Source organism: Achromobacter xylosoxidans, from assembly GCF_014490035.1.
GTDB classification, from domain to species: Bacteria; Pseudomonadota; Gammaproteobacteria; order Burkholderiales; family Burkholderiaceae_B; genus Achromobacter; species Achromobacter bronchisepticus_A.
In genome coordinates, this window is record NZ_CP061008.1 from 1627549 (window position 1) to 1644797 (window position 17249).

At 60.3% G+C, this 17249-nt stretch carries 15 protein-coding genes and 1 other annotated feature; of the genes, 12 read left to right on the top strand and 3 right to left on the bottom strand.

Going from position 1 to position 17249, the window contains the following annotated elements; translation table 11 throughout:
• From IAG39_RS07590 to IAG39_RS07610, 5 genes are all read left to right on the top strand, one after another.
• A complete protein-coding gene (locus IAG39_RS07590) occupies positions 1-507 on the top strand; it encodes an arsenate reductase ArsC (protein WP_102773550.1) in 507 nt (168 codons plus the stop codon).
• Positions 508-585: 78 nt separating this feature from the next.
• Entirely contained in the window at positions 586-945 is a 360-nt protein-coding gene (arsD, locus tag IAG39_RS07595; protein ID WP_088590562.1) for an arsenite efflux transporter metallochaperone ArsD, read from the top strand.
• 10 nt (positions 946-955) lie between these two features.
• Complete coding sequence (gene arsA / locus IAG39_RS07600) at positions 956-2740, top strand: arsenical pump-driving ATPase (protein WP_088590563.1); 1785 nt, start codon at positions 956-958, stop codon at positions 2738-2740.
• A 63-nt stretch (positions 2741-2803) separates the two neighbouring features.
• Positions 2804-4084 (top strand): arsenic transporter, encoded by a 1281-nt coding sequence (locus IAG39_RS07605; RefSeq protein WP_088590564.1) that lies wholly within the window; start codon positions 2804-2806, stop codon positions 4082-4084.
• A gap of 148 nt (positions 4085-4232) precedes the next feature.
• Positions 4233-5678, top strand: a complete 1446-nt coding sequence (locus tag IAG39_RS07610; RefSeq protein ID WP_088590574.1) for an IS1182 family transposase — start codon at positions 4233-4235, stop codon at positions 5676-5678.
• 340 nt (positions 5679-6018) lie between these two features.
• On the opposite strand, the gene IAG39_RS07615 is transcribed toward IAG39_RS07610, so the two are convergent.
• Together IAG39_RS07615 and IAG39_RS07620 are read right to left on the bottom strand one after the other, a co-directional pair.
• Positions 6019-7134 carry an SAVED domain-containing protein gene (locus tag IAG39_RS07615; RefSeq protein WP_108627538.1) on the bottom strand — a complete coding sequence of 372 codons (1116 nt, stop codon included), beginning with the start codon at positions 7132-7134 and terminating at the stop codon, positions 6019-6021.
• Between the two features lie 5 nt (positions 7135-7139).
• On the bottom strand, positions 7140-8156 hold the full coding sequence (locus IAG39_RS07620; protein ID WP_124260368.1) for a nucleotide-binding domain-containing protein: 1017 nt from the start codon (positions 8154-8156) through the stop codon (positions 7140-7142).
• Between the two features lie 41 nt (positions 8157-8197).
• Between IAG39_RS07620 and IAG39_RS07625 the strand changes: the two genes are divergently transcribed.
• A protein-coding gene (locus tag IAG39_RS07625) for an IS3 family transposase (RefSeq protein ID WP_118932904.1) occupies positions 8198-9420 on the top strand; the annotation gives its coding sequence in 2 pieces (ribosomal slippage) (positions 8198-8483 and positions 8483-9420; 1224 coding nt in all).
• Positions 8476-8592: a sequence feature (AL1L pseudoknot), on the top strand. (Overlaps the previous gene by 117 nt.)
• A gap of 1 nt (position 9421) precedes the next feature.
• Here the strand turns inward: IAG39_RS07625 and IAG39_RS07630 are convergent.
• Complete coding sequence (locus tag IAG39_RS07630) at positions 9422-9724, bottom strand: hypothetical protein (protein ID WP_088591530.1); 303 nt, start codon at positions 9722-9724, stop codon at positions 9422-9424.
• Between the two features lie 334 nt (positions 9725-10058).
• Between IAG39_RS07630 and IAG39_RS07635 the strand changes: the two genes are divergently transcribed.
• Genes IAG39_RS07635 through IAG39_RS07660 form a run of 6 tightly spaced genes read left to right on the top strand, consistent with a single transcriptional unit; the run spans position 10059 to position 17182 of the window.
• Complete coding sequence (locus IAG39_RS07635) at positions 10059-11435, top strand: acyclic terpene utilization AtuA family protein (RefSeq protein WP_088591531.1); 1377 nt, start codon at positions 10059-10061, stop codon at positions 11433-11435.
• Positions 11436-11446: 11 nt separating this feature from the next.
• Entirely contained in the window at positions 11447-11764 is a 318-nt protein-coding gene (locus tag IAG39_RS07640; protein ID WP_012248146.1) for a hypothetical protein, read from the top strand.
• A 32-nt stretch (positions 11765-11796) separates the two neighbouring features.
• Positions 11797-13401 carry a carboxyl transferase domain-containing protein gene (locus tag IAG39_RS07645; RefSeq protein WP_088591532.1) on the top strand — a complete coding sequence of 535 codons (1605 nt, stop codon included), beginning with the start codon at positions 11797-11799 and terminating at the stop codon, positions 13399-13401.
• A gap of 3 nt (positions 13402-13404) precedes the next feature.
• Positions 13405-15420: an acetyl/propionyl/methylcrotonyl-CoA carboxylase subunit alpha gene (locus tag IAG39_RS07650; protein ID WP_118932903.1), complete on the top strand. Its 2016-nt coding sequence runs from the start codon at positions 13405-13407 to the stop codon at positions 15418-15420.
• 13 nt (positions 15421-15433) lie between these two features.
• On the top strand, positions 15434-16654 hold the full coding sequence (locus tag IAG39_RS07655; RefSeq protein ID WP_191295211.1) for a CaiB/BaiF CoA transferase family protein: 1221 nt from the start codon (positions 15434-15436) through the stop codon (positions 16652-16654).
• 39 nt (positions 16655-16693) lie between these two features.
• Positions 16694-17182, top strand: coding sequence for a MaoC family dehydratase N-terminal domain-containing protein (locus IAG39_RS07660; RefSeq protein ID WP_118932902.1), 489 nt, complete (start codon positions 16694-16696; stop codon positions 17180-17182).
• Positions 17183-17249: the final 67 nt, after the last annotated feature.

Here is a 17249-nt window from a genome sequence, read left to right on the forward strand (position 1 = left end):
ATGACCGAGAAAGTCTATAACGTTCTATTTTTGTGCACCGGCAATTCGGCGCGCAGCATCATGGCGGAAGCCTTGCTCAATACGCTGGGGAAGGGCCGCTTCCATGCGTACAGCGCGGGCAGCTATCCGGGTGGCACCGTGAATCCGTTCGCGATCGAGCGGATTCAAGTGCTGAACTACCCGACGGACCAACTGCGCAGCAAAAGCTGGGACGAATTCGCCGCGCCGGACGCACCCCAGATGGATTTCATCATCACCGTGTGCGACAACGCCGCCGGCGAAGTCTGCCCGGTCTGGCCAGGCCAGCCGATCTCTGCCCATTGGGGCTTCGAAGATCCCGCCGCCGCCGAGGGCACCGATGAAGTGAAGCGCCGCGTCTTCGAAAAAATCTTTCGGCAGATCTCCGCCCGCATCAATATTTTTGCCAACCTGCCCATCGCGGCCCTGGATAAGGCAGCGATCCATCGCGAGTTGAAGCAGATTGGTGAAAGCAAGCCGGCCGAGTAATGCCGGGCTAATGCTCATGCCGCCTGTCCATGGGCCATTTTTTTTGACGGACATTTCGAAAATTCTTGGAGCGTCAAAATGAAAACCATACAGATATTTGACCCGGCCCTGTGCTGCAGCACAGGCGTGTGTGGCGTGGACGTGGATCAGGCCTTGGTAACGAGCGCGGCCGATATCGATTGGGCGAAGCGGCAAGGCGCAAACATCGAGCGGGTGAACCTGGCCCAACAACCGCTGGAGTTCGCGCAGAACGCGGTGGTCAGCGCGTTTCTGACGCGTTCAGGCGCCGAAGCGCTTCCTTTGACCTTGGTTGATAACGAGATTGCGTTGGCCGGCAGATACCCCACGCGCGAGGAACTCGTGCGATGGACAGGTATCGAAGCCCCCGCCGACGCCAAACCGCAGTCGGGTTGTTGCGGCGGCAATCGCACCTGCTAAGGGGACGGCCATGAACTTTCTAAATGCAGCTCCCCGGTTTTTCTTCTTTACCGGCAAAGGCGGGGTCGGCAAGACCTCGCTGGCTTGCGCGGCGGCCGTCTTGCTGGCGGAGCAGGGCAGGCGAGTGCTGTTGGTCAGCACCGATCCCGCATCGAACGTGGGCCAGGTATTCGGCGTTGACATCGGCAACCACATCACCGCGATTGCCGCCGTGCGCAACCTGTCGGCGCTGGAAATTGACCCGCAAGGCGCGGCCCAACAGTACCGGGACCGAATCGTGAACCCGGTGCGCGGCGTCTTGCCCGACGATGTGGTGCGGGGCATTGAAGAATCCTTGTCGGGCGCCTGCACCACGGAGATTGCGGCGTTTGACGAGTTCACCTCTTTGCTGACGGACTCAAGCCTGACGTCGGACTTCGATCACGTCATTTTCGACACGGCGCCCACCGGGCATACCATCCGCCTGCTGCAGTTGCCGGGAGCCTGGAGCAGCTTTCTGGACGCTGGCCAAGGCGATGCGTCATGCCTGGGGCCGCTGGCCGGCCTGGAAAAGCAACGTTCCCAGTACCGCGAAGCGGTCGCGGCGTTGGCGGACCCGCAACGCACGCGCCTGGTGCTGGTCGCGCGCGCGCAGCGGGCCACGCTGGAAGAGGCCGCGCGGACCAGCCTGGAGTTGGCGGGCATCGGGCTGTTGCAGCAGCACCTGGTCATTAATGGTGTCCTGCCTGCCGCGGCCGTCCAGCATGACGATCTGGCCGCGGCCGTCTATGCCCGAGAGCAGGCAGCCATCGAAGCCATGCCCGCACCGCTTGTGGCCTTGCCCAAGGACCAGGTCACCTTGAAAGCCTTCAACGTCGTTGGGCTGGAAGCCTTGCGCCACCTGCTCACCGACGCCGCGCTTGATGCCGACGAGCCGAACCGTGTTGACGTTCCCAAGATCGAAGCCCCTGATCTGGCATCGCTGGTTGATGGCATTGCCGCCGACGGGCACGGCCTGGTCATGGTGATGGGCAAGGGCGGCGTGGGCAAAACCACGCTGGCCGCGGCGATCGCGGTCAACCTTGCGGAACGCGGCCTGGCGGTGCACCTGACCACGTCGGATCCCGCGGCGCATCTGGCACGCACGCTGGAAGGCACGCTACCCAATCTGACGGTCAGCCGCATTGACCCGCGAGTCGAAACCGAGCGCTACCAGCAGCACGTATTGGCGACCAAAGGCGCCAAGCTGGACGCGCACGGCAAGGCCTTGCTGGAAGAGGATTTGCGTTCGCCATGCACCGAGGAAATTGCCGTGTTCGGCGCGTTTTCCCGCATCGTGCGCGAGGCCGGCACCAAGTTCGTCATCATGGATACCGCGCCCACCGGCCACACCTTGCTGCTGCTGGATGCAACCGGCGCCTATCACCGGGACATCGCCCGCCAGATGTCGGGCAGCAATGTCCACTACACCACGCCGATGATGCAATTGCAGGACCCCACGCAGACCAAGGTGTTGCTGGTCACCCTGGCGGAGACCACGCCCGTGCTGGAAGCCGCCAATCTTCAGGAAGACCTGCGCCGCGCCGGCATCGAGCCCTGGGCCTGGCTGGTCAATAGCAGCATCGCCGCGGCGGGGCCGACATCGGCCTTGCTACGCCAACGCGCCTTCAATGAACTGCGCGAAATGGACGGCATCGCCAAGCAACACGCGAAGCGATACGCCGTCGTGCCATTGCTGAAGACCGAACCCGTCGGCATCGAGCGCCTGCGGCAATTGGCCAGCCACCATCATGACGCCGCGCCAAGCCTTGCGTAGTTACCCACGTATTGACCCTTTATCGCTTCAACCTTCAATCCACAAATAAAAAGAGTTCGCCCAATGTTTGCTGCAATAGCAATTTTTGTTCTAACGCTCGTGCTCGTGATCTGGCAGCCCCGTGGCCTGGGGATCGGGTGGAGCGCCAGTTTGGGCGCGGTCGTTGCGCTTATCGCCGGCGTGGTGCACATCGGCGACATCCCGGTGGTGTGGAATATTGTCTGGAACGCCACCGCCACCTTTATTGCCGTCATCATCATCAGCCTGTTGCTGGACGAGGCGGGCTTTTTTGAATGGGCTGCGTTGCATGTGGCACGATGGGGCAAAGGTAGCGGCCGGGCGTTGTTCGCGCTGATCGTCTTGCTGGGCGCGGCGGTCGCTGCGCTCTTTGCGAACGACGGCGCCGCGCTGATCCTGACTCCCATCGTCATGGCCATGTTGCTGGCGCTGGGCTTCAGCCCCGCCGCCACCTTGGCCTTCGTGATGGCGGCAGGCTTCATCGCGGATACCGCCAGCTTGCCGTTGATTGTGTCCAATCTGGTGAATATCGTTTCCGCCGACTTCTTCGACATCGGCTTCAACCGTTATGCCGCGGTGATGGTGCCTGTCAATTTCGTTGCGGTGGCAGCGACCTTGGCGGTGCTGATGCTGTATTTTCGCAAAAGCATTCCCGCGCGGTACGACGCTGGCCAGCTCAAGCAGCCCGTGGCTGCCATCCGCGACGCGGGTACCTTTCGCGCCGGCTGGGTCGTGCTGGTGTTACTGCTGATCGGTTTTTTCGGCCTGGAGCCACTGGGCGTGCCAGTTAGCGCCGTGGCGGCCGCCGGCGCGGCAATCCTTCTGCTGGTTGCGGGCCGTGGCCATATCATTAGCACCCGCAAGGTCATACGCGAAGCCCCGTGGCAGATCGTTATCTTCTCGTTGGGGATGTACCTGGTCGTTTACGGCCTGCGCAACGCCGGGCTGACCCAATATCTGGCTGATCTGCTGAGCGGGTTCGCGGAGCAGGGGATCTGGACTGCCACGATCGGTACGGGCCTGGTGGCGGCATTCCTGTCGTCCATCATGAATAACATGCCGACCGTGCTGGTAGGCGCCTTGTCGATTGATGCCAGCCAGGCCAGTGGCGTTGTCAGGGAAGCGATGGTCTACGCCAATGTGATCGGGAGCGATCTGGGGCCGAAGATCACCCCGATCGGGAGCCTGGCGACTTTGCTTTGGCTGCATGTGCTGGAACGCAAAGGCACCGTGATCTCGTGGGGCTATTACTTCAAAGTTGGCATTGTGCTGACGCTGCCGGTGCTTCTGGTGACGCTGGCTGTATTGGCAATAAGGCTAGGGTAAAGAAAGTCTGGGTGCATGCATGTCAGATGAAGACCGCTTCTGGTCGGTCGCAGACCTTACCGGCCGTTCGCTCCCGACCGAGGCTGTGTGAAAACTCTTCACGGCTCTCACTAATTAAAATTGGCCAACCCGTTTGAGCGAGATGGCGATGAAGCGATTCATCGAAGGCGAAGTCCGAACCCAGGTCACATTATTGCCAGAATGCCTGGACGACTACATCGACGAGGACAATCCGATACGGATTGTCGATGTCTTCGTCGATGAGATTGATCTCCTGTCGCTCGGTTTTAGTGGCGTCGATCCTGCTGCTACGGGTCGGCCCGCCTATCACCCCGCCGTTCTGCTGAAGCTCTATATCTACGGGTACCTTAACCGTATCCAGTCCAGTCGTCGTTTGGAGCGGGAAGCCCAACGCAATATTGAGTTGATGTGGCTGATTGGCCGGCTGGCTCCACACTTCAAGACTATCGCCGACTTCCGCCGCAACAACGGCGTCGGCATACGCAATGTCTGCAAACGCTTTATCGCCATGTGCAGGCAATTGAAGATCTTCTCGCAAGCCATGGTTGCCATCGACGGCATCAAGTTTAAAGCAGTCAACAGTCGCGACCGCAACGTGACTCCAGGCAAAATCGACCGGCGCCAGGAACAGATCGAACAGAGCATTCAGCGTTACCTTGATGCACTGGCGACCGCCGACCGCACCCAGCCAGCGGAAGCCGAGGCCAAGACCGATCGGCTACGGGAGAAAATACGAAAGTTGCGCGAACAGATGCAGCAACTCGACGGGATGAAGGAGCAGTTAAAGAGCCTGCCCGACGGACAGATATCCCTCACAGATCCCGACGCGCGCTCAATGATGTCCCAAGCCACGGGGTCAGGCCTGGTCGGCTACAACGTCCAGACTGCTGTTGACGCAGAGCACCACATGATTGTTGCGCACGAGGTGACGAACATAGGCAACGATCGTGCGCAGCTAAGCAAGATGGCGAGTGCTGCCGGTGAAGAAATGGGGCACCAGAACTTGCAAGCATTCGCGGATCGGGGCTACTTCAATGGCCCAGAGATCAAGGCCTGCGAGGATGCTGGAATAGCGGTATTTGTACCCAAGCCAATGACATCGAACGCCAAGGCGGAGGGGAGATTCGACAAGACCGACTTCATATATATCGCGCAGGACGACGAATATCAGTGCCCGGCAGGCGAGCGCGCGATCCATAGATTCGCTACGGTGGAGAAGGGACTTGATCTGCACATTTACTGGCCCAGCGCTTGCCCCCGATGCCCGCTCAAACAACAGTGCACGACCAGCAGCTATCGACGTATCCGCCGATGGGAGCATGAAGATGTGTTGGAGCGAGTTCAGGAACGTCTTGATCGTAAGCCCGACGCGATGACGTTGCGGCGCCGCACCGTCGAGCACGTATTCGGCACGCTGAAACACTGGATGGGTTCAACACACTTCCTGACCCGGACGTTGGCGCATGTGAGTACCGAGATGAGCCTGTATGTGCTTGCCTATAACCTCAAGCGGCTAATGCGCGTTTTGGGTATCGCGGGAACGATGAAAGCAATGAGATCGGTGGGGGCATGAGCCTTTTTAAACGCTGATGAGCCTCCCAGCTACGACTAGGCACGAGAAAAGCACGAGGGGGCCGATCAATATATGACTGGATGACGCTGCACGTGCAATGAAGCTCTTGAGCCCGAGCACTCGGCATATTCCTGCATCGCATGCGTTTCCACACAGCCTCGACCCGTTGCGGACACTCAGTCGGCGTAAAGTGGCTCATGGCCCCATCGACTGAATACGTCGACCAGGTCCCGACGCTCGGCATAGAGAGCCTTCATGTGGCGCAAATGCAGCAGGAAGTTCCCGTCGGAAATAAACTCCGTAACAGTCATCGGGATGGTTGGGCCCTAGTTGCTCCAAATTAAATGGGGGCTCCTGTCAGCGTGCAAATTGCAACGGGGATCGCGTTTCCATGATCTGGCATCCGCACCGCCCATGGATAGGGTACGGGGTCTGTACGTTCGTATTGGTACACGAGTAGTTCCGGCATCAAGCGCTCGTCGTAAGTCGTACCCAATCGAATTGCCAAGCTCGCAGGAGAAGCCAATACGAGATGGATTCGCCTGATGCCCTTTTCCATCAACTGTTGGATCGCGTCTCTGAACGACGCGGCGATTGCCCGTTGCTTCTCTTCAGACCAATAAACATCTGTGCGTAAAAGTACCGCTTGCAGATGGGAAACGGAAATACCGGGGAACGCTTTTCTTACGGCAGGTATGTCCACCGGATAAGAGAGCGAAACCGCCAGAACTACTTCGTCTTGATTCAACGTAAGTTCGCTGACATCTAACGGTAGCGTTCGATGACTGTCGTCCGGGCCATCAATTCCGCGCCAATGGCCAGTATTTCGATCCCAGTCGTAAATCGCGATTCTAGACTCATCCTCTAACAGCATTCCGGCCAAAAATAATGCTGGGACCGCTGCGAGGCCGCCTACCGCAACGGAAACGTCGCTACTGTCGCGACCGGCGGAAAGCGTTTCCACTGAAGATCTAAGTGTCGAGAGCTTTTGAAGAAGAAGTTTTGGACTCACTCGTTCACCTTCCGCACTCGGTCTGAAGTCGAGCAACACCCAATTTCGATTGCTGGGTAGCGGGCCAAGGTCCGCATCTTTCGCTGGCGTATCAGGACTTAAATGGAGTCCTCTGAGCTCAACCACAATGGCAATCTGACGCGAGTTCTTCCTCGACTCGCGCCAAAAATCGAGTAGGTAAACGACTAGTCCAATTGCGATGAGAAGGGCGCCAATACAATAAGCGAAGTTTGATAGAAATTGAGAAACGCTGTCGCCCGTTGAAACAGCGAATGACCACTCCGCGTCGGAGCTTCGATACGAGAGCTTCGCGATCCAGCTCACGCCAATTGTCGCCAAAATTATGGCTACCCCAAATCCAACCAGCCTGGGTCCAAACGTCCGCGGCCGATAGAAAACGTAGTCAATGAGACGACTGAAGAATTTATGAATGAGTTGTCTCATGGTACCTACTTAACATTAACGACAAAAGCGCCGCTGCGTGCTGCCAAATGGCGGTTCTTGACGATAAAACACTCTATGGTGTGTGATCCAACATACGCGGCGTCTTCTTTATGAGTAATGTCCCCGCGCTCCACCTTGCCTTGGTCGAATCCTCCTCGGAGTTTTCCCGCAGCAGTAGCTTCGGCCCCCGTATTTACGACCTGCCAGTACACTTCATATGGTTGCGGTATGTCAGTTGTCACTTGAAAACTCAAGGAAGCCCCTTTGACTAGCGGCTGGCCGTTCGAATGCAAGCGCATGGGCCTGGAAAATCCTTGACCCGTCCATGTGACTTTAGAGATCGACACGCTTCCGACCTGTCCTTTGGGCCACGGTGCCGACTGCTTGTGAGCGGCGGCGAAAAGGTTAACGGCAGCACCATAGATTCTTGCGAGACTGGTCGATCGTCTGCCTGCCCCTCCGCTTGCGGCGCGGGCTTGACGTTCGCCGAACGACTGGCTAGCTGCCTCGACAATTCTCTGAGGGTTTTGCTGCGCGGCGATTATGGAAATGTCTTCGCGGACTTTGCGAAGCCAGGCATAAAAGCTTGCGCGCTTCTCCGGCGCATTTTGCCAACGATCAGCAAAATTTTCTTGCGGATCTGTAGGATTGCAGATCCGCACATTGCCCGCCGGATCAAAGGAAATGTGTGACTCCATCCTTTGGAGAATTCCTAATACGGCTTCTACGGCAGTTCTTTCGCCAAAGTAGGACAGGCCAGCCAGCGTTGTAATAATGACCGAAATCGGCTTGTGCTCAGGCCTTCCCGCGAACATGACATCGCGGTGCCGCTTTAGAATCTGCACCGCTTGTTGTAGTGGAGTCTTGACTGCGTACGACGGGATTTCTTCAACGTTGGCTTGGGCCTCTAGGGCCATGGCGGCTCTGATTTGACGATAGTTAATCGCCATCCTTGAACGAAACCACTTGGTATAGCCCCTAGGATTGGAATGTGGCCATTGCGCGGTAATGGACTGAATCACACCGGGTTTCGTGGAGGCCTCAACTCTTGAGAGAATGAGGCATGAAAAAATCCAACAGCTACTCCCCAGAAGTCCGTGAACGCGCCGTGCGCATGGTTCTGGAGAACGTGAACGACTACCCATCCGAATGGGCAGCGATCGAATCCATTGCGCCCAAGATCGGTTGTGTTCCGCAAACGCTGCACAGCTGGGTGCGCAAGTATCAAACTGACCTGGGGCGCAAGCCCGGGCAGACCACTGAGGAACGGGAGCGGATCAAGGCGCTGGAACGCGAGAACCGGGAACTGCGCAAAGCGAACGAGATTCTGCGCCTGGCCAGTGCGTATTTTGCCCAGGCGGAGCTCGACCGCTGCAACAAACCCTGAACGCTTTTGTCGACGAGTACCGGGACCAGTACGGAGTCGAGTCGATCTGTCGCGTTATCCAGATCGCTCCGTCCGGTTACTACCTGCATGCCGCCAAAGCCCGTCAACCCGAACTGCGAAGCGCCCGTGCCAAGCAGGACGAGCTGTTGAGCGATGAAATCCAACGCGTCTGGGATGACAATATGCAGTGCTATGGCGTCGTGAAAGTCTGGAAGCAGCTCAAGCGGGAGGGCATTGATATTGCTCGATGCACGGTACAGCGGCTGATGCGTCAGCTGGGCCTGCAGGGTGTTCGTCGCGGTCTTGTGATCCGTACCACGACGCCTGATGGAAGCGTGATCTGTCCGCTGGATATGGTCCAGCGACAGTTCCATGCGGATCGACCCAATCAGCTATGGGTGTCCGACTTTACTTATGTTTCAACGTGGCAAGGCTGGCTCTACGTCGCCTTCGTGATCGATGTCTTTGCCCGGCGAATCGTTGGCTGGCGGGTGAGCAACAGGATGCGAACAGACTTCGTTCTGGATGCCCTGAAGCAAGCGCTGCACGCTCGACAGCCGAGCCGCATGGACGGCCTAATACACCATAGCGACAGGGGTAGCCAATACGTCTCCATCCGATACACGGAGCGTCTCGCTGAGGCCGGCATAGAGCCCTCTGTAGGCAGCAAAGGCGATAGCTATGACAACGCTTTGGCTGAAACCATCAACGGGTTATACAAAGCGGAGCTGATCTATCGGCAGTCCTGGCGTAGTCGCGAAGCCGTGGAAATCGCCACTTTAAAATGGGTTCACTGGTACAACCACCAGCGGTTGCTGAGCTCGATTGGGTATATACCCCCGGCAGAAGCTGAGGCAAACTTCTACCAGCAACAATCCGGTCAGGCCATGGCGGCCTGACTTAAACGAAATGGCCTCCATAAAACCCGGTGTGATTCAAGCTGTGAAGCTCCCCGCGCTTGCTAATTTGCGAACGGATCGTCTCGGTCGTATCCGTAGTTTCGCGCAGCTGCCTCTTGATGTCGTCCAGATCGTCCGACATCGCTGCGTTCGTTGCTCGGGTCTTGAGATAGGCACCAAAGAAAGAACCGGCAGCGGCGACAACTAGCAGGACCGTCATCGACACCAGTTGCTGCTGCCAGCTTCCCAGTCCGGCCAGGGCATTCGCCAGTTCCTGAATAGCCGCTACGACGCTCTCGTCCATGTGACCTCCCGTTGGATGGAAAGAGTCTAGTTGAGCCTAGCGTGTCGAGGGGCTCCGGTGTGAGCCCATACATTGCGCCTATCGGTTCGAGCGTTATGCCGACCCGTTGACCCACCCATTAGTCGTTCATCGTCGCGAGCCCCCCAGTCGGCCATTGAGATCCTGTACACGGAACGACGGTCGCCGGCACATCGCGACTTCACTCCTTCAAATGATCCACGGGCACTTTCAAGGCGCAACCCTGTTCAGCGCTTGACGACCTTCAACATCGGCATCTAAAATGAAATTCAAATGATTAAAACGAAATTAGAGAAACGGAAATAGGAGGCTGGGCATGGCCAAACGTGTAAGGCTTGGTGCGGGCTCGGGATTTTGGGGTGACGCTCAAGATCCGGCACAAGAGCTGTTGGAGCGAGGCAATCTGGATTACCTGTGCTTCGACTACTTGGCCGAATTGACGATGGCGCTACTGCAGCGGCAGAAGCTGAAACGGCCGGATGCGGGCTACGTGCCGGATGCGGTTCAGACCATGATTAATCTTTTGCCCCGCGCTACCGCAGTAGGAACGAAATTGATTTCCAACGGTGGCGGGGTGAATCCTAGAGCTGCGGCACAGCGCATCGCCGAAGGCGCGCGCCAAGCGGGACTTGCTGGCACGCGCATCGCGCTGATTGAAGGCGACGACATGCTGGACAAGCTCGACGACCTGATGGGGCAGGGGGTGCCACTCCGCAGTATGGATACCGGCGACGAAAACTTCGCGGCCATCCGCGACCGCGTCGTTTGCGCCAATGTCTATACCGACAGTTCGGGCATCACCGCGGGTCTGGAAGGCGACGCGGATGTGGTGATTGCCGGACGTGTGTCGGACAACGCGCTTTACGTCGGCCCGCTCGCCCACGAGTTTGGTTGGCGCCGCGACACCGCACACATCGACCGTTACGCTGCTGCGGTGACACTGGGCCACATCGTCGAATGCGCGGCAGGCTGCTCGGGCGGGATGTCTTCCCGGTTCGCGGAGATGCCGCACATGGGGCGAGCAGGATTTCCCATTCTTGAAGTGGGCGCGGATGCCGAGGCCATCGTCACCAAGCTGTCGGGCACTGGCGGCCGTGTCGATGAATGGACGATCAAGGAGCATCTGGTCTACGAGGTGGGCGATCCGCGCCGCTATCTTATGCCCGACGCCGTGGCAGACTTCACTTCCCTGAAACTGATCGATGAGGGAGAGGACCGCGTACGCGTCAGCGGCGTGCGCGGTGAGGCAGCGCCCGACCTGTGGAAGCTGGTGGTCGGTTACCAAGACGGCTGGATCGGCGAGACCATGGCGTTTTTCCCATGGCCATACGCCTATGACCGCGCCGTAAAGGCGCGCGAAACCATGCTCGAACGTTTCGAGCGCATGGGACTGGCCGCCGAACAGATTCACTTCGATTTTGTTGGACTCAACACCTTGCACGGTCCCGCCGCCACCTTCCCGGGGCGCGAACAGGCCAACGAGCTGCCCGAAGTCGGGCTGCGTTGCGCGGTGCGTACACGCACGGCCGAAGAGGCCGACAAGGTGCGCCGCGCGGGCACGAACCTCTGGATTATGGGCCCGGGCGGCACGTCCTTCGGCACCCCAATGAAGCCGCGCCCCGTCATCTCCCTGTGGCCGACCCTGATCCCGCGGGCCGCCGTCGAACAGAAAACCGAAATCCTGAAGGCCTAAGGAGGGCTCTGATGACGCTTCAAGTGAAAGACATCGCCTATGTGCGCTCCGGTGACAAGGGGGACGTGTGCAGCGTGGGACTGGTGGCCCGAGGACAGCATGAGTACGCGCAACTGCTCGCGAGCGTAAAGCCCGCCGACGTCAAGGCGCTTTACGGCGATTGGGTCCAGGGCGAGGTGGAGTGCCACCCCATGGACAACATCGGCGCCATGATGGTGATCATGCGTCATGCGCTGGGAGGCGGGGCAACGCGCACCTTGCGGTTGGATCAGACGGGAAAATCGCTGGGGCATGCGCTTTTGCGCCTGCCCGTGCGTGATCCGAGCTGAATCCCTGTAATCCCACCGACGGTATTCAACAAATGGCTATTCTTTCTTCCCGCCCCGGGCCGGGCAGCCCGGACTTCGCCGCGAATTCGGCGGCGTATGAAGCATTGCGCGCGCCGCTGCTCGCTGCAAGAGAACGAGCGATTGCTGGCGGCGGCGAACGCGCGCGCCAAGCGCATCTGGCGCGCGGAAAGCTGTTACCGCGCGAGCGTATCAATACGCTGCTGGATGCCGGCACGCCGTTCCTGGAGGTCGGCCAGTTAGCTGCCGATGGCGCGTACGATGGCCAGTCGCCGGGAGCCGGGATCATTACTGGTGTCGGCATTGTGTCCGGCCGGGCCTGCATGATCATGGCCAACGATGCGACGGCCAAGGGTGGAACGTATTACCCGCTGACCATCAAGAAGCAGGTGCGCGCCCAGGCCATTGCACGTGAGAACGGCTTGCCCTGCGTCTATCTGGTGGATTCGGGAGGTGCCTTTCTGCCTTTGCAGGGCGACATATTTCCGGACGAGCAGCACTTCGGCAAGATCTTTCGCAATATCGCCGAGATGTCGGCCCTTGGGCTTAAACAAGTTGCGGCGGTGCTGGGCGCTTGCACTGCCGGCGGCGCCTATATCCCAGCGATGTGTGACGAAACCGTGATCGTCGACAAGGCGGGCATGATCTACCTGGGCGGACCGCAGCTGGTGCAGGCCGCTACCGGCGAATTGGTTGACGCCCAGGAGCTTGGGGGTGCGGACACGCACACCCGCCTGTCCGGCGTGGCCGACCATTTCGCGAACGATGAGTTGCACGCACTCGAACTGGTGCGCGGCATTCTTGGACGCTGCGAGGCCCCGGCACTGGCGCCGCCGCCCCGTCCGTGCCGGCCTCCCCGCTACGAAGCGGCGGAATTGCCCGGACTCATTCCCGCCAATCCCAAGCAGGCAATGCCTATGCTGGACGTGCTGGCGCGCCTGCTGGACGGCAGCGAACTGGTGCAGTACCGCGAACGCTATGGCACCAGCCTTATTTGCGGCACCGGCGCCATTGGCGGTTATCCGGTGGGCGTGCTCGCCAACGACGGCGTTCTTCTTGGCCAGAGTGCCCAGAAAGCAGCCAACTTCATCGAACTGTGCTGCCAGGAAAACATCCCGCTCGTATTTCTGCACAACATCAGTGGCTTCATGGTGGGAGTGCAGTACGAGCAGGGCGGTATAGCGAAGGACGGGGCGAAGATGGTCAACGCGGTTTCCACGGCCCGGGTGCCCAAGTTCAGCGTCATTGTCGGCGGCAGTTACGGAGCGGGCGCGTATGCCATGTGCGGACGAGCATTCGGACCCCGGTTCATGGCCATGTGGCCCAATGCCAGGACCTCTGTGATGGGCGGGGAACAAGCCGCCACGGTGCTGGCGCTGGTGCGCGGCGAGCAACTGGCCCGTCAGGGCAAGGAATTCAGCGCCGAAGAGGCAGAGGCCTACAAGGCGCCTATCCGCGATACCTATGGTGCCGAAAGCACCGCCCTGAACGCAGCATCCCGCTTGTGGGTAGATAGCGCGATTGAACCCGCCGACACCCGCGACTGGCTGACGCTTGGCTTGGCGCTCGCAGCCGCCGGACCGAAGGAACCCACGCGCTTCGGCGTGTTCAGGATGTAGCCCATGTTCAAGAGAATCCTTATTGCGAACCGGGGGGAGATCGCTCGCCGCATCGCGCGCACCTGCCAACGGCTGGGCATCGAATACGTTGCGGTGCATTCCCTAGCTGACGTTGGCGCTGCGCATCTGCGCGGCGCCATTCGGACCGTTTGCCTGGGCGCGGGGTCTGCAGCGGACAGTTATTTAAATGCCGGGAAGCTGCTCCAGGCTGCGCGCGAAACAGATTGCGAGGCAGTGCATCCCGGCTACGGTTTCCTGTCCGAGAACAGCGAGTTCGCGGCGAACGTGGAGGCCGCGGGCATGGCGTTCATCGGACCGTCGCCCGCCACTATTGCGGCGTTGGGAGACAAGGCGCGGGCAAAGGCGCTCATGCGCGCGGCTGGAGTGCCGGTCGTGCCGGGCACCGACGAGGCCAGCGACAATCCCGCCACCATAGAGGCGTTGGCGCACGCCATTGAACTGCCTATTTTGCTCAAACCCTCCGCCGGCGGCGGGGGCAAGGGCATGCAGATAATTACCCAATACGACGACCTGCCTGGGCTCATTGAGTCGGCCATCCGTGTCGCCCGCAGCAGTTTCGGCGACGGCCGGATGATCGTGGAGCGGTACATCGAGGAGCCGCGCCACATTGAAGTACAGGTGTTCGGCGATGGCTGCGGGAATGTAGTGCACCTGTTCGAGCGGGAATGCTCGTTGCAGCGCCGACACCAGAAGGTCATGGAGGAGGCGCCTGCGCCGCACCTGCCGGAGCGTGCGCGTCAACGACTGCTGGAGGCGGCGGTGCAGGGCGCGCGCAGCCTGGACTATCGCAACGCCGGCACCTTCGAGTTCATCATGGACCGGGACTACAACTGCTACTTCCTGGAGGTGAATACCCGCCTGCAGGTAGAGCATCCTGTCACAGAGGCGGTAACCGGGCTGGATCTCGTTGAATGGCAGTTGCGCGTGGCGGCGGGCCAGTCCCTGCCGCTGGCGCAGTCCGAAATCGCCTGCCACGGACACGCTATCGAAGCGAGAATCTACGCGGAAGACCCGGCCCAGGACTTCCGTCCTTCGCCCGGCACCGTGGTGCACGCTCGCTGGCCGTCTGCCCTGCGCGTGGACGCCGCGCTGGATGAATCGGGCGACGTTCCGCCTTTCTATGACCCGATGGTGGCAAAGATCATCGCCAGCGCGGGCGATCGTCCGACCGCGATTGCCGCCTTGAAGTCGGGCCTGGGCCAGACATCGTTGCTAGGTGTCTCCAGCAACCTCGGCTACCTGTTGCGCCTGCTGGACGACCCGGGAGTATTGAACGGGCGCGTGCACACCCGTTACCTGGACGAACACAAATCGCTGCAAACTCCGTGCAGCCGCCCGGCTGCCGCAGCAGTCTGCGCCACGCTGCCCTTGCCTGTGCAGTCCATGGCAGCCTCGCCCTGGCATGCCGGCGCGGCTTGCGGCGCGATGGACCGGGTGTTCCTGGATCCCGGCGCGCCTTTGGGGCGCGTGCGTTTCCTGCTGGACGCCGAGGCGACATCGGTGGCTCTTCACGCCGTGGACGGAAGCGATGTCCGCGCGGGCGACAACCCGCAAAGCTGGAACGTGTCGCGCGATGCGTCCAGCTTGGGCGGCGTTGTGGACGGGTGGCGCTGGGACGCCTGCCTCGCGGCCGAAGGGTGGCATCTGCAGGTGGCGGGCGACCATTACTCGGTGCGCCCGGTTCTTCACGAAGGCAACGCCTCCGCTCGGGACGCCAGCGGGGCGACGGCACCGATGTCAGGCGTTATCGCAGCCGTGGCGGTGCAACCGGGAGACCGGGTGGCCCCGGGCGATGTCCTGGCCGTGATCGAGGCCATGAAGATGGAGTATTCGATCGTTGCCGATGTCGATGGAACAGTGGCGAATCTGCGCTACGGCCCAGGCGACAGCGTGCGGGAGGGCGAACTCATTGCCGACATCGTCCAGGACGACGCTGCGGCGATCGATGAGGGCAGGCAAATCGACGAACCGAAGTTTCAGGCCGGCAGCAGCCGCTAGGACCGAGATCATCATGCAGAAACCGCTAAGCCATATCCGTGTGCTGGACCTCTCCCGCATCCTGGCCGGCCCCTGGGCCACGCAGAACCTGGCCGATCTCGGCGCAGAAGTAATCAAGGTGGAGAAGCCGGATGTCGGAGACGACACCCGGCAGATGGGGCCGCCTTTTCTCAAAGACCGGCAGAGCGGTGAGAACGGCGACGCAGCCTATTTCATGAGCTGCAACCGTGGCAAGAAGTCCCTTGCCATCGATTTCTCGAACCCTAGAGGGCAGGAGATCTTGCGAGAGCTGGCGCGTAAGGCCGATGTCTTCGTCGAGAACTACAAGGTCGGAGCATTGAAGCGCTACGGTTTGGATTACGCCTCGCTTCGTGAGATCAACCCTCAACTGGTCTATTGTTCTGTGACGGGTTTTGGGCAAACGGGACCCTACAAGGACCGCGCGGGCTACGACTATCTGATACAGGGTATGGGTGGTCTGATGAGCGTGACGGGCGAACGCGACGACCTGCCCGGCGGGGGGCCGCAGCGGGCGGGTGTCGCTGTGGCTGATCTTTTGGCGGGGATGTACGCCACCACAGCCATTCTTGCCGCCTTGCAGCATCGCGATCGCGGCCATGGAGGCCAGCATATCGACATCAGCTTGCTGGACTGCATGGTGGGTTCGCTGGTGAACCAGTCGATGAACTATCTGGTCAGCGGGCGCGTGCCCCAGCGCATGGGTAGCGGCCACCCCAATATCGCGCCCTATGCGGTCTATCCGGCTGCCGATGGGCATCTGGTGCTCGCGGTCGGCAACGACACCCAGTTCCGCCGCCTGTGCCAAGCGGTCGGGCAGCCCGAGATTGGCACGGATCCGCGCTTCGCCACCATCGCCGACCGCGTGCACAACCGGGCCGAACTGGATGCCTGGCTGGTTCCCGTCACACGTTCGCGCCGGCTTGCCGACTGGACGGCGCTGCTGGAACGGGCGCAGGTCCCTGGCGGACCCATCAATGGCATGGACCAGGTCTTTGCCGACGAGCACGTAGTCGCGCGTGGCATGCGCGCCGAGTTGGAGCATCCGCTGTACGGACCGGTTCCGACCGTGCGCAACCCCATCCGTTTTTCAGAAACGCCACTGGACCCGGCCGGCGCGCCACCATCGCTGGGCCAGCATAACGAAGAGGTACTGCAATCACTTGGGATTGCAACGGAGCAGATGGCGGAGCTGCGTGCCGCCGGCGTGCTCTGACCGACCATCAAGATAACCAAACAACCAGGAGAAGACAGTATGCGCAGATCAATCAACGTGGACGAGAACGGGCTGGAGGTGCTGGGCCTGGGCTTTTACTGGGACGACGTCGAGCCCGGCTACCGCTTTCGCACCTTGGGCCGCACGATTACGGAGGCCGACATCACTCTGTTCATCGGTACGGTGGGCATGGTGGAGGAAATGTTCACCAATCTGGACTATGTCGCGTCGCAATCCATCATCGGCTCGCGTCCGGCTCCTGGTTCGCTTGTTTTCTGCATGGCCGAAGGGCTGTTGATGCAGAGCACGATGCAGCGCACCGGCATGGCGTTCATGGAGGCGGATATCAATGTCCACCGGCCCACGAACGCAGGCGACACCATCCATGTCGAGTGCGAAGTGGTCGAAGCCCGGGGGACTAGCAAGTCAGAGCGCGGCCTGGTGCGGACCTCAAATCGGGTGGTCAACCAGCGAGGGGAGGTGGTGCTTACCTATAACCCCCTGCGTATGGTCAAAACCCGCCCGTAGCTCGAAGCCCCACAAATTTTTCACACGAGGGACGCGTAGACGGCCCCGTTTCACTCAAGGAGACATC